10 protein-coding genes are annotated in these 13043 nt (G+C 72.5%); 4 read left to right on the forward strand and 6 right to left on the reverse strand.

Going from position 1 to position 13043, the window contains the following annotated elements:
• Nucleotides 1–36: 36 nt before the first annotated feature.
• Nucleotides 37–702 carry a TrmH family RNA methyltransferase gene (locus tag FE634_RS18870; protein ID WP_137294068.1) on the reverse strand — a complete coding sequence of 222 codons (666 nt, stop codon included), beginning with the start codon at nucleotides 700–702 and terminating at the stop codon, nucleotides 37–39.
• 97 nt (nucleotides 703–799) lie between these two features.
• Between FE634_RS18870 and FE634_RS18875 the strand changes: the two genes are divergently transcribed.
• Entirely contained in the window at nucleotides 800–1522 is a 723-nt protein-coding gene (locus FE634_RS18875; protein ID WP_262347489.1) for a DedA family protein, read from the forward strand.
• Nucleotides 1523–1538: 16 nt separating this feature from the next.
• Here the strand turns inward: FE634_RS18875 and pyrE are convergent, their stop codons facing one another.
• On the reverse strand, nucleotides 1539–2081 hold the full coding sequence (pyrE, locus tag FE634_RS18880) for an orotate phosphoribosyltransferase (protein WP_222847618.1): 543 nt from the start codon (nucleotides 2079–2081) through the stop codon (nucleotides 1539–1541).
• Between the two features lie 32 nt (nucleotides 2082–2113).
• On the opposite strand from pyrE, the gene FE634_RS18885 reads away from it, so the two are divergent.
• Nucleotides 2114–3277, forward strand: coding sequence for a pyridoxal phosphate-dependent aminotransferase (locus FE634_RS18885; RefSeq protein ID WP_148240876.1), 1164 nt, complete (start codon nucleotides 2114–2116; stop codon nucleotides 3275–3277).
• Here FE634_RS18885 and FE634_RS18890 read toward each other — a convergent pair.
• On the reverse strand, nucleotides 3264–4355 hold the full coding sequence (locus tag FE634_RS18890) for a hypothetical protein (protein ID WP_138876762.1): 1092 nt from the start codon (nucleotides 4353–4355) through the stop codon (nucleotides 3264–3266). The genes FE634_RS18885 and FE634_RS18890 overlap by 14 nt on opposite strands.
• Before the next feature lie 175 nt (nucleotides 4356–4530).
• Nucleotides 4531–7116, reverse strand: coding sequence for an ATP-dependent chaperone ClpB (gene clpB / locus FE634_RS18895; RefSeq protein ID WP_138876763.1), 2586 nt, complete (start codon nucleotides 7114–7116; stop codon nucleotides 4531–4533).
• Nucleotides 7117–7289: 173 nt separating this feature from the next.
• Between clpB and FE634_RS18900 the strand changes: the two genes are divergently transcribed.
• Nucleotides 7290–8051, forward strand: a complete 762-nt coding sequence (locus FE634_RS18900) for an HAD family hydrolase (RefSeq protein ID WP_138876764.1) — start codon at nucleotides 7290–7292, stop codon at nucleotides 8049–8051.
• Nucleotides 8048–10582, forward strand: a complete 2535-nt coding sequence (locus tag FE634_RS18905) for a glycoside hydrolase family 65 protein (RefSeq protein ID WP_458351847.1) — start codon at nucleotides 8048–8050, stop codon at nucleotides 10580–10582. Before FE634_RS18900 ends, FE634_RS18905 begins: the two co-directional genes overlap by 4 nt.
• Nucleotides 10583–10591: 9 nt before the next feature.
• Here the strand turns inward: FE634_RS18905 and FE634_RS18910 are convergent, their stop codons facing one another.
• Entirely contained in the window at nucleotides 10592–11476 is an 885-nt protein-coding gene (locus FE634_RS18910; protein WP_137293977.1) for a universal stress protein, read from the reverse strand.
• Nucleotides 11476–12966 (reverse strand): amino acid permease, encoded by a 1491-nt coding sequence (locus FE634_RS18915; protein WP_148240877.1) that lies wholly within the window; start codon nucleotides 12964–12966, stop codon nucleotides 11476–11478. The genes FE634_RS18910 and FE634_RS18915 overlap by 1 nt, the downstream gene beginning before the upstream one ends.
• Between the last annotated feature and the right edge of the window lie 77 nt (nucleotides 12967–13043).

Consider the following 13043-nt stretch of genomic DNA (forward strand, 5'->3'; position numbering starts at 1 on the left):
GCGCGACGTCGCGCCGGCCCGGCCCGGCCCCCGTGCTCAGCCGCGCCAGGTGGTGTCGGGGGCGCCGTCGGAGAGGTCGGCGTGCTCGCGGACCCAGGAGTGCATGGCGATCGCCGCCGCGGCCGAGGCGTTGATCGAGCGGGTGGAGCCGAACTGGGCGATCGAGAAGGTGCCGGCGCAGACGTCGCGGGCGGCGTCGGAGAGCCCGGGCCCCTCCTGCCCGAACAGGAAGCAGACGCGGCGCGGCAGCCGCATCGTCTCGAGGTGGGCCGAGCCGGGGAGGTTGTCGATGCCCCAGACGGGGACGCCGCCGCCGGGCCGGTCGGCGAGGTACCCGGCGAGGTCGCCGGCGCTCGGGTGGTGCCGCACGTGCTGGTAGCGGTCGGTCACCATCGCGCCGCGCCGGTTCCAGCGGCGGTTGCCGACGATGTGCACCTCCGCGGCGAGGAACGCGTTCGCGGAGCGGACGATCGTGCCGATGTTGAAGTCGTGCTGCCAGTTCTCGATCGCCACGTGGAACCCGTGGCGGCGCGCGTCGAGGTCGGCCCGGATCGCCTCGACGCTCCAGTAGCGGTAGCGGTCGACGACGTTGCGCCGGTCACCGGCGCCCAGCAGCTCGGGGTCGTAGACCTCGCTGCCCGCGCCGTCGGGCCACGGACCGGGCCACGGACCGACGCCGACCTCGACCGGTCCGTGCGGCATCGGGTCGTACGGCGCCCGCTGCTCGGCCCCCGCACTCGGGGGGATCTCAGGGTCGGCCGGATGCACAGGGAGACGCTACGACAGGTAGGTTTTGGGTGTGAGTCTGCTGGTTGCCGTCCCTGATCTCGTCCCGTTGCTGCTGGGGATCAAGTGGATGGAGCCCGAGTGGCTCCTCGACAACTTCGGCGGCACGCTGATCTGGATCAGCCTGGCGATCGTCTTCGTCGAGTGCGGTCTGTTCTTCCCGTTCCTGCCCGGCGACACGCTGCTCTTCGCGCTCGGCCTGTTCATCGCCGGCGAGCAGATCCACATCTTCGGCATGGGCGAACCGCTCGTCGAGCTCGCCGTCGCGCTCGTGCTGCTGACGATCGCCGGCTTCCTGGGCAACGTCGTGGGCTACGAGATCGGCCGCAAGCTGGGCCCACCGCTCTACGAGCGCGACGGGCGGATCCTCAAGCGCAAGTACTTCGACAACACCACCGCGTTCTTCGACAAGCACGGCAACAAGGCCCTGGTCATCGGCCGCTTCGTGCCCTTCGTCCGCACCTACATCACCGTGGTCGCCGGGGTCACGCAGATGGAGCGGCGCCGCTTCTTCACCTGGAGCGCCATCGGCGCGGTGCTCTGGGTCTGCTCGATCACCATGCTCGGCTACTTCCTCGGGGCGACGTTCCCCTCGATCGGCGACAACATCGACTACGCGATGATCGCGATCCTCATCTTCACCCTGGCGCCCCTGGTCTACGAGGGCGTCAAGCACCGGCGCGAGCTGCGCCGCGGCGAGGACCCCGACGCCGAGGCCCGCACGGCCGAGGCGTAGGGCTCGCGCCCGGGCATCACGCCCGGGCGGCGCGGACGGCGTCCAGGTCGGCCTTGGTGAGGATCGAGCGGACCTCGAGCCCGACGTCGGCGAGCGGGTTCTGCCCGGCCGGCGAGCGGTCGATCGCGCAGACGACCACCTCGACGATCGCGCCGCCCTCGCGCAGCGCCCGGGTGGCGTCGCGCACGGCGCCGCCGGTGGTGATGACGTCCTCGACGAGCGTCACCCGCCGCCCGGCGTACGGCGGGCCCTCGGCGAGCTTGCAGGTGCCGTAGGTCTTCGCCTCCTTGCGCACGAAGAGGGCCGGGGTGCCGGTGATCGAGCTGACCACCGTGGCGATCGGGATGCCGCCCATCTCGAGGCCGCCGAGCAGCTCGGTGTCCTGCGGGATCACCTGGATCATCTCGCGCGCGACCCGGCCGAGCAGCAGCGGATCGGCCTCGAAGAGGTACTTGTCGAAGTACTCGTGCGAGACCTGGCCGGAGCGGAGGGTGAACTCCCCGGTCAGGCGGCAGCAGGCGTCGATGTCGGCAGCGAGGGAGTCGTCCGTGGTCGTCACCGGGCCAGTCTCCCAGGACTAGTGTCGACGAGGTGACCGCGTCCCGCCTGCACGGCATCCCCCCGACCATCTTCGCCCAGATGTCGGCCCTCGCCGTCCGCACCGGCTCGGTCAACCTCGGCCAGGGGTTCCCCGACGAGGACGGGCCTCCCGAGGTCGTCGACGCCGCGGTGGCGGCGATGCGGGGCGGCGCCAACCAGTACGCCCCCGGCATCGGCGTCCCCGCGCTGCGGCAGGCCGTGGCCGAGCACCAGCGCCGCCACTACGGCCTCGAGCTCGACCCCGACACCGAGGTCGCGATCACCACCGGCTGCACCGAGGGCATCGCCGCGGCGCTGCTCGGGCTGGTCGAGCCGGCCGACGAGGTCGTCGTCCTCGAGCCCTACTACGACTCCTACCTGGCGATGCTGCAGGTGGCCGGGGCGGTGCGCCGTCCGGTGACGCTGCGCTCCCCCGACTTCCGCCTCGACCCCGACGAGCTGCGGGCCGCGGTGACGCCGCGGACCCGGTTCGTGCTGCTCAACAGCCCGCACAACCCCACCGGCACCGTGCTGAGCGCCGAGGAGCTGGCCGCGGTGGCCGCGCTGGCCGTCGAGCACGACCTCACCGTGATCACCGACGAGGTCTACGAGCACCTCGTCTTCGACGGGGCGGCGCACACCCCGATCGCGACGCTGCCCGGGATGGCCGAGCGCACGCTGACGCTCTCGAGCGTCGGGAAGTCGTACTCCCTGACCGGCTGGAAGGTCGGCTGGGCGAGCGGGCCCGCACACCTGGTGAGCGCCCTGATGGCCGCCAAGCAGTGGCTGACCTACACCTCCGGGGCGCCCCTGCAGCCGGCCGTCGCGCACGCCCTGACCGAGCACGCGGGGTACCCGGCGGCGCTCGCGGTCGAGCTCCGGGCCAAGCGCGACCAGCTCGTCGCGGGCCTGCGGGCGGCGGGCCTGCCGACGACCACGCCGCAGGGCACCTACTTCGCGACGTCCGACGTCGGCGACCTCGGCTGGGACGACGGCCTGGCGTTCTGCCTGGCGCTGCCCGAGCGGGCCGGCGTGGTCGCCGTCCCGGAGCAGGTCTTCCACGACGACCCGCGCGGCCCCGGCCGGCACCTGGTGCGGTGGGCCTTCTGCAAGCGCGCCGAGGTGATCGCCGAGGCGACGTCGCGGCTGGCCGCGGCCCGGCTCAGCGCCGGGTGAACCAGGCCGCCGACTCGCGCCGCAGCAGCAGCACGGCGACGGCCACGCAGGCGGCGGTGACGAGCAGCGGCGCGATGACCAGGATCCCCAGCAGGCTGGCCAGGGCGGCACCGATCGCCGAGACGACCAGGGTGATGCGGGCGCCGTTGCTGCCGCGCAGGGTGAGCACCGCGAGCACCACCGCGACGACGGCCCAGATCGCGAAGACCACGAGCATCCCGATGGCGACGTCGGCGAGCAGGCTGGGGTCGAGGTCCTCGTAGGCGGCGTTGGAGCCGATCTCGGAGGCGACCTCGTCCTCGAAAGCCGTCCGGTCACCGGCGACGAACAGGACGCCGAGCGCGACGAAGCCGGCCACGAGGGTCGAGGTCACGATCGTCGCGACGGCCGCGGCCAGGACCTGCGGCGGGCGGGACGTCGGCGCCGGGCCCTGCCGGTGGCCGCCGTACAGGGGCGCGGGCTGGTGGGCGGGCTGGTCGTACCGGGGGGCGTCGGGGGCCTGGGGTGCCTGGGGTGCCTGGTCGGGCGCGGTCGGGGCGGTGGGCGTGGTCCGCTCGGCCGGCGGGACGTAGGAGGTGGCGGTGTGGGTCGAGGGACCGAACGGGTCGGGTTGCGACGGGTCGCGGCGGGCGACCTGCGGCGACGGCGCCGCGACGCCGGCGAACCAGTCGCGCGCCGGCTGGAGCCAGAGCATCACGATCGCCGCGACGACGACGGCCGCGAGGAACCCCGACGTCGACAGGCCCGCGACCAGCAGCACCGGCGCCAGGATGCTCAGCGCCAGCCGCGCGCTGCGGGCGCGCCGCAGCACCTGCCAGCCCAGGATCGTCGACGCCGCGGCGGCACCGCCGGCCACCAGGCACAGGACCCGCAGGATCGACTGGACGTCGTCGACGCTCAGCCCGAGCCCGGACGTCGGCGGCTCGGCGATCAGCCGCGCGGCCGACTCCTGCGCCTCGATCGACCCGAGCGAGGCCATCTGGTCGAAGGTCAGCAGCACCACGAACAGCGAGCCGCCCATGATGACGCCGCCCAGCAGGGACACCTGTCGCGGTCGGGGGATCGTCTTCTCGGCCACGACCCCAGTCTCCCAGAGAAGACCTGAGGGCGCGGCCCCGCACCTGGGCCGGGGGCGGGATTTCCCCGGTCGACCGGGGAAACCTGAACCTGGGGGCCGGGATCCCGGCCCCCAGGTTCAGGTATCGGCCGCCCAGTCGGGCGTGGCAGCCAGCGGGCAGGGCCGCGGGAGCGCGTCAGACGCTGAGCGCCAGGCCCTCGTCGCCGGCGTCGATGCGGACGGTGGAGCCGTCGACGACCTGGCCGCCGATCAGCATCTTCGCGAGGTTGTCGCCGATGGCCGACTGCACGAGGCGGCGCAGCGGCCGGGCGCCGTAGGCCGGGTCGAAGCCGGTCTCGGCGAGCCAGGCCTTGGCGGCGTCGGTGACCTCGATGGTGATCCGCCGGACCGCGAGCCGCTTCTCGAGCAGCCCGAGCTGCAGGTCGACGATGTGGGTGAGGGCCTCCTTGGAGAGGGCCTCGAACAGCACGATCTCGTCGAGCCGGTTGAGGAACTCCGGCTTGAACGACGACCGCACGACCGACATCACCGCGTCGCGCTTCTTCTCCGGCTCGAGCGTCGGGTCGACGAGGTACTGCGAACCGAGGTTGCTGGTGAGGATCATGATCGTGTTGCGGAAGTCGACGGTGCGGCCCTGGCCGTCGGTGAGCCGGCCGTCGTCGAGCACCTGCAGCAGGATGTCGAAGACCTCCGGGTGCGCCTTCTCGACCTCGTCGAGGAGCACGACGCTGTAGGGCCGGCGGCGCACCGCCTCGGTGAGCTGGCCGCCCTCGTCGTAGCCGACGTAGCCGGGAGGGGCGCCGACCAGGCGCGCGACCGAGTGCTTCTCGGAGTACTCGCTCATGTCGATGCGCACGATCGCGCGCTCGTCGTCGAAGAGGAAGTCGGCCAGCGACTTCGCCAGCTCGGTCTTGCCGGTGCCGGTGGGGCCGAGGAAGAGGAACGAGCCGACCGGGCGGTTCGGGTCGGCGATCCCGGCCCGCGACCGGCGGACGGCGTCGCTGACCGCGACGACGGCGTCGCGCTGGCCGATCAGCCGCTCGCCGATGACGTCCTCCATCTTGAGCAGCTTGGCGGTCTCGCCCTCGAGCATCCGGCCGGTCGGGATGCCGGTCCAGGCCTCGACGACGTCGGCGATCTGCTCGGGCCCGACCGACTCGCCGACCATCGGCTCGGCGGTGGAGCGCTCGGCGGACTCGGCGGCCTCGATCTGCTTCTCCAGCTGCGGGATCTGCCCGTAGAGGATCTCGGAGGCCTTCTCGTACTCGCCGTCGCGCTGGTGCTTGTCGGCCTCGATGCGCAGGTGGTCGAGCTGCTTGCGGAGCTCGCCGGCGCCCTCCAGCGACGCCTTCTCCTGCTCCCAGCGAGCCTCGAGGCCGCGCAGCTCCTCCTGCTTGTCGGCCAGGTCGGCGCGCAGGACGCCGAGCCGCTCGCGCGAGCCGGCGTCGTCCTCCTTGGCCAGCGCGAACTCCTCCATGCGGAGCCGGTCGACCTGGCGGCGCAGCTGGTCGATCTCCTCCGGCGAGCTCTCGATCTCCATCCGCAGCCGGCTCGAGGCCTCGTCGATCAGGTCGATCGCCTTGTCGGGCAGCTGGCGGCCGGTGATGTAGCGGTCGGAGAGGGTGGCGGCCGCGACCAGCGCGGCGTCGGTGATCCGGACGCCGTGGTGGGCCTGGTACTTCTCCTGGATGCCGCGCAGGATCTGGATGGTGTCCTCGACCGACGGCTCGCCGACGAAGACCTGCTGGAAGCGGCGCTCGAGCGCGGGGTCCTTCTCGATCCGCTCGCGGTACTCGTCGAGCGTGGTCGCACCGATCATGCTGAGCTCGCCGCGGGCCAGCATCGGCTTCAGCATGTTGCCGGCGTCCATCGCGGAGTCGCCGCCGGCGCCCGCGCCGACGACGGTGTGCAGCTCGTCGATGAACGTGATGACCTGGCCGCCGGCGTCCTTGATCTCCTCCAGGACCGCCTTGAGCCGCTCCTCGAACTCGCCGCGGTACTTCGCCCCGGCCACCATCGCGGCCAGGTCGAGGCTGAGCACCCGCCGGCCCTTGAGGGAGTCGGGGACGTCGCCGTCGACGACGCGCTGGGCGAGGCCCTCGACGACGGCGGTCTTGCCGACGCCGGGCTCGCCGATGAGGACGGGGTTGTTCTTGGTGCGCCGCGACAGCACCTGCACGACGCGCCGGATCTCGCTGTCGCGCCCGATGACGGGGTCGAGCGCGCCCTCCTCGGCGAGCTGGGTGAGGTCGACGGAGTACTTCTCCAGCGCCTCCCAGGTCGACTCGGCGTCCTGGCTGGTCACCCGGCGGTTGCCGCGGACGGCGGTGAGGCCCTCGCGCAGCCCCTTCTCGGTGAGGCCGGCGTCCTTGAGCACGCGCTGGGCCTCCGAGTCGGTGCCGGCCAGCGCGATGAGCAGGTGCTCGGTGGCGACGAAGTCGTCCTTCATCGACGCGGCCAGGTCGAGCGCGCCGGCGAGCACGCGGGTCAGGGCCGGCGAGGTGGTCGGGCGCTGCACGGTCGCGCCGGTCGCGCGCGGCAGCGCGGCGAAGGCCGACTCGGCGGTGCGGGTCAGGGTGGCGAGGTCGACGCCGGCCTTGGTGACCAGGGTGCCCGCCGTCCCCTCGCTGTCGCGCAGCAGCGCGACGAGGAGGTGCAGCGGCTCGACCTTGCTGTGGCCGGACGTCGTCGCCGCGAGCTGGGCGGCCTCGATGGCCTCCCGGCTGCGGGTGGTGAACTTCTCGGCGGAGAACTGACTCATGGGGCAATGCTCCTGCGGTACGGGTCCGAGCGGGTCGGAACGGGTGGATCGGTGGCCCGACGGAGTCGGACACCCGGTTCAACGTAGCAAGAGTTGAGTCTGTTCCACTCAACTCTGGTCATCTGTCACGGTGACCGACGAGCCGGACGCACCGCCCGACTACCCTCAGGCGCATGATCGTCGACTGGTCCTCGTACCGCGCCGTCCTGTTCGACCTCGACGGCGTCATCACGCCGACCGCCGAGGTCCACATGCGCGCCTGGGCGCAGATGTTCAACGACTTCCTGCGCGGGCGCGGGGTCGAGGAGCCCTACACCGACGCCGACTACTTCGAGCACGTCGACGGCAAGCCGCGCTACGACGGCGTCCGCGACTTCCTCGCCTCGCGCGACATCGTGCTGCCCGACGGCACCCCCGAGGACCCCGCCGACCAGGCGGCCGGCGCCGAGACCGTGTGCGGGCTCGGCAACCGCAAGAACGACGCCTTCGGCCAGGTGCTGCGCGACGAGGGCGTCGCGGCCTACCCGGGCTCGCTGCGCCTGCTCGAGGAGCTGCGCGAGCGCGGCACCGCGCTGGCCATCGTGTCGTCGTCGAAGAACGCCCCCGACGTGCTGGCCGCCGCCGGCGTCACCGACTACTTCACCGTCGTCGTGCACGGCGGCGTCGCCGCCGAGCGGGGACTCCGGGGCAAGCCGGCGCCCGACACCTACCAGGAGGCGGCGCGCGAGCTGGGCGTGCCCGACGAGAGCGCCGTCGTCGTCGAGGACGCCACCAGCGGCGTCGCGGCCGGTGCCGCCGGCACCTTCGGGCTCGTCGTCGGGGTCGACCGCGGCGTCGGGCACGACGCGCTCACCCGGGCCGGCGCCGACGTCGTCGTCGACGACCTCGACGAGCTCACCACGGCCGCTGCGACCCCCGGGGAGGAGCAGCGGTGAGCACCGTCGACCCGAACCTGACCGAGCGGCACGGCGCCAGCCACAAGGCCCCGCCCGCCGTCGACCCGCTCGACCGCACCCGCTTCCCGATCGACGAGTGGCGCCTGGTGGAGAGCCGGTTCGACTCCAGCGACCTCGGCACCACCGAGTCGGTGTTCAGCGTCGGCAACGGCTACCTCGGCCTGCGCGGCAACTACGAGGAGAGCCGCGACTTCGCCGCCAACGGCACCTTCATCAACGGCTTCCACGAGACCTGGCCGATCCAGCACGCCGAGGAGGCCTTCGGGTTCGCCAAGGTCGGCCAGACGATCGTCAACGCCCCCGACGCCAAGGTGATCCGGCTCTACGTCGACGACGAGCCCCTCGAGCTGTCGACCGCCGACCTCGTCGAGTACGAGCGCGCCCTCGACTTCCGCACCGGCATTCTCTCCCGGCACGTCGTCTGGCGGACGCCGAGCGGGCGCCGGGTGCAGATCGACAGCACCCGGATGGTCTCCTTCACCCAGCGCCACCTGGCGGTGATGACCTTCGAGGTCACCCTCCTCGACGACGGCGCCCCGGTCACGATCAGCTCGCAGCTGCTGAACCGCCAGGACGCCGACCGCGGCGCCTCGGTCGAGATGGCCAAGGCCGCGGCCGAGTTCGACCCTCGCAAGGCCAGCCACTTCGCCAGCCGCGTCCTGGTGCCCGAGAACGACCACGGCGTGCTGCCCGACGGCCGGCTCGCGCTGCGCTACAAGACCGCCGAGAGCGGGATGACGATCGCCATCGCGGTCGACCACGAGCTCGAGACGGCCAGCCCGAGCACCACGTCCTACGAGCGCAACGACGACATGATGAAGGCGATCTTCCACGTCACCGCCGAGCAGGGCGTCCCGATCCGGCTCACCAAGACCGTCGGCTACCACTCCGCGCGGGTCGTGCCGACCGGCGAGCTGCTCGACCGCTGCCTGCGCACCCTCGACCGGGTCCGCGAGGAGGGCCTGGAGAAGGAGGCGCACGACCAGCGCGCCTGGCTCGACGAGTTCTGGGAGCGCTCCGACGTCGAGATCGCCGGCCAGCCCGCCCTGCAGCAGGCCACGCGCTGGAACCTCTACTCGCTGGCGCAAGCCTCGGCGCGCGCCGACGGCTCCGGCATCCCGGCGAAGGGGGTGACCGGGTCGGGCTACGGCGGGCACTACTTCTGGGACACCGAGATCTACGTGATGCCGTTCCTCACCTACACCAACCCGTGGGCGGCCCGGAACGCGCTGCGCTTCCGCCACTCGCTGCTCGACTCCGCGCGGCACCGGGCCCGCCAGCTCGCGCAGAAGGGCGCGCTGTTCGCGTGGCGCACGATCAACGGCGAGGAGGCCTCGGCCTACTACGCCGCCGGCACCGCGCAGTACCACATCGACGCCGACATCGCCTACGCCCTCAGCCAGTACGTCAGCGCCACCGGCGACTACGAGTTCCTCGACCGGCAGGCCGTCGACATCCTCGTCGAGACCGCCCGGCTCTGGGCCGACCTCGGCTTCTGGCGCGACGAGGACGGCGGGGCGTTCCACATCCACGGGGTCACCGGCCCCGACGAGTACACGACCGTCGTCAACGACAACCTGTACACGAACGTGATGGCGCGCTTCAACCTCGCCCGCGCCGCCGAGGCGGTGCGGTTCATCCAGGCCAAGCGGCCCGAGAACTTCCGCGAGATGGCCGCCCGCGTCGGCCTGCGCGACGGCGAGATCGAGCAGTGGGAGCGCGCCGCGGAGGCGATGAACATCCCCTTCGACGAGCACCTCGGCATCCACCCGCAGGACCTGCACTTCCTCGAGCGGGAGATGTGGGACCTCGACCACACGCCCCAGGACAAGCGGCCGCTGCTGCTCAACTACCACCCCCTGGTGATCTACCGGTTCCAGGTGCTCAAGCAGGCCGACGTCGTCCTCGCGCTCTTCCTGCAGGGCGAGCACTTCTCGCTGGAGCAGAAGAAGGCGGACTTCGACTACTACGACCCGATCACCACCGGTGACTCGACGCTCTCGGCGGTCGTGCAGTCGATCATCGCCGCCGAGGTCGGCTACCACGAGCTGGCGCTGCGCTACTTCCACGCGGCCCTGTTCGTCGACCTCGCCGACCGCCACGGCAACACCTCCGACGGCGTCCACGTGGCCTCGACCGGCGGCGTCTGGAGCGCCCTGGCCTCCGGCTTCGGCGGCTTCCGCGACCTCGGTGGCGGGCGCTGGTGCCTCGACCCGCGGCTCCCCGACGGCTGGGACTCCCTCACCTACCGGATCACCCTGCGCGGCACCCGGGTGCGGGTGCGCGTCGAGCCCGACGCCCTGCACCTCGAGGTCGAGCAGGCCGGGCCCGACGGGGGCGAGCTCTCCTTCGGCGTCAAGGGCGAGACGGTGAGCGTCGCTCCCGGTGCGCCCACGAGCGTCGTCCTCGACGGCCGCGGCCCGCGCCTGGAGGGGGTGCCGCCGAACCCCGCCGGCACCCGCCGCTCCGACGGCACCGTGATCACCGCGACGGTGCCCTCGGGCACCTGACGCCGGAGGTCAGGGGACGACGACCACCGGCACCGGGGAGGCCCGGATGATCTTGGTGGCCGTCGAGCCGAGGAAGAGCCGCTGCATGAGGCTCGCGGCCGACGAGCCGACGACCAGGACGTCGCTGCGCTCCCACGGCACGTCCTCGAGAGCCTCGGCCCAGCTGCGACCGGTGGCCACGGCGGTCTCGACGTCGGCGGGCACGTCGGCGACGTCGCCCAGCGCCGCGACGGCGGCCGTCTGGAGGGCGGCGGTGTGCTCCACGTAGGACGCGAGGATCTCGTCCTCGCCGTGCACCTCGGGCGGGTACATCGTCTTGCCGCGGACGCCGAAGGTGACGACGCGCAGCGCCGCGCCGACCTGGTGGCAGATGGTCGCCGTCCGGGCCAGCACCTGCGCCGAGACGTCGTCGCCGCGGAACGCGCACGTGGCGCGGGCGACCGTCGCGTCGGGCGCGGCGCGGAAGCCACGCGTCGCCACGGCGACCGGGACGGGCGAGGAGTGCAGCAGCCGGTCGGCCGTCGAGCTCACCACGACGGTGCCCCACGCGCCGTCGCTGCCGGAGCCGACGACGATCATCTCGGCGCCGAGCCGCGTCGCCTCCTCGATCAGCGTGGCCGCCTCCGACCTGCCCGGGAGGGCGGCGACCGAGGCCGGCACGTCGGGGCAGATCTCCGCGAGCAGCTCGGTGGTCGCCACCACCGCCCGCTCGCCCTGGTCGCGCGCCCAGGTCTCGAACTCGCGGTCGGAGCCGCGGGCGACCGGCGTCGGCCACGGCGCCGGGACCACGACGACGACCCGCAGGTCCTGGCCGGCCGAGCGGGCCAGCGTCGCGCCGAGGTGGAGCGGGGCGGCGTCACCCTTGGCGGCGGCGTACCCGACCACGAGCGTCATCAGTGGCCTCCGCCCGGCGCCCCGGGCTGCGTCGTGTCGGCGACCACGCCGCGGTTCAGCGCGGCGTTGTTGCGGCCCCACAGCAGGTAGAAGGCCAGCACGACCGCCAGCCAGACCGTGAAGATGACCCACGTGATCGCGGCGAGGCCGGACAGGATGTAGACGCACGCCGCGATCGTCAGGATCGGGGTGACCGGGTAGCCCGGCACCCGGAACGGCCGCTCGAGGTCGGGCTGCGTGCGGCGCAGCACCAGCACCGCGGTGGCGACGACGATGAACGCGATCAGGGTGCCGATGGAGACGGTGTCCCACAGGTAGTCCGACGGCACGAAGCCGGCGATCAGGGCCACCACGACCGAGACCACGACGGTGTTGAACGTCGGGGTGAGCGAGACCGGGTTCACCGAGGCGAACTTCTTCGGCAGCATCCCGTCGCGGCCCATGGCGAAGAGGATGCGGGTCTGGCCGTAGAGCGTGACGAGGGTGACGGAGAAGATCGAGATGACCGCGCCGGCGGCCAGGACCGTGCCCGGGACGCTCGAGCCGGTGATGTTGGACAGGATCACCGACAGGCCGGCGTCCTGCTGCTCGGGGTCGCTGAACTGCTCGGTCGGCTGGGCGCCGACCCCGGCGAGGGCGACCAGGACGTAGATCGCGACCACGACCACGAGCGCGCCCATGATCGCCCGGGGCAGGGCCCGCTGCGGGTCCCGGACCTCCTCCCCCGCCGTCGACACCGCGTCGAGCCCGATGAAGGAGAAGAAGATCGTGCCGGCCGCCGCGCTGATGCCGGCCGCGCCGGCGTCCCAGAAGCCGGCGAAGTGGTCGGACTCGAACGCCGTCAGGCCGATCACCACGAAGAGCAGCAGCACCCCGAGCTTGATCAGCACCATGATCGTGTTGACCCGCGCCGACTCGCTCGCGCCGCGCAGCAGCAGGAACATGCACAGGATCACCAGGACGACGGCCGGCAGGTTGACCAGCCCGGTCACGTTGTCCTCGTAGGGCACCGGTGAGTACGACAGCGCGTCGGGCAGGTGGAACCCGAACAGGCTCTGCAGCAGCTCGTTGAAGTAGCCGCTCCAGCCGACCGCGACCGCGGCGGAGCTGACGCCGTACTCGAGGAGCACGCAGGCGGCCACGACCATCGCCACGAGCTCGCCCATCGAGTGGTAGGCGTAGGAGTAGGTCGAGCCGCTGACCGGGATCGCGCTGGCGACCTCGGCGTAGCAGATCGCCGACAGCCCGGCGGCGAGGCCGGCGACGAGGAACGCCACGATGACCGCCGGCCCGGCGTCGGGCACGGCCTCCTGGAGCACGAAGAAGATGCCGGTGCCGACGGTCGCGCCGACACCGAACAGCATCAGCTGGAACGTGCCGAAGCTCCGCTTCAGCTCCGGCCCGTCGTGCGGCCCCCGGGGCGCCGCGATCGGCTTGCGCCGCCGCAGCTGGTCGCCGAAGGACGGCCGGCCGGTCGTCAGGTCTGTCATGTCACCCTCCCGCCACCCCTGGCGTGCGCCCGAGGTGGGAGCGAACCTAGACCCGCGGGTGCGTCCCTGGATACGCC

The organism is Nocardioides sp. S-1144 (genome assembly GCF_005954645.2).
Lineage (GTDB): Bacteria > Actinomycetota > Actinomycetes > Propionibacteriales > Nocardioidaceae > Nocardioides > Nocardioides dongxiaopingii.

Excerpts from the sequence above, each read along its gene's own strand:
- FE634_RS18870 (WP_137294068.1), bottom strand. The coding sequence starts at position 702 with ATGCCGCACGGACCGGTCGAGGTCGGCGTCGGTCCGTGGCCCGGTCCG.
- clpB (WP_138876763.1), bottom strand. The coding sequence starts at position 7,116 with ATGAGTCAGTTCTCCGCCGAGAAGTTCACCACCCGCAGCCGGGAGGCC.
- FE634_RS18900 (WP_138876764.1), top strand. The coding sequence starts at position 7,290 with ATGATCGTCGACTGGTCCTCGTACCGCGCCGTCCTGTTCGACCTCGAC.
- FE634_RS18910 (WP_137293977.1), bottom strand. The coding sequence starts at position 11,476 with ATGACGCTCGTGGTCGGGTACGCCGCCGCCAAGGGTGACGCCGCCCCG.
- FE634_RS18915 (WP_148240877.1), bottom strand. The coding sequence starts at position 12,966 with ATGACAGACCTGACGACCGGCCGGCCGTCCTTCGGCGACCAGCTGCGG.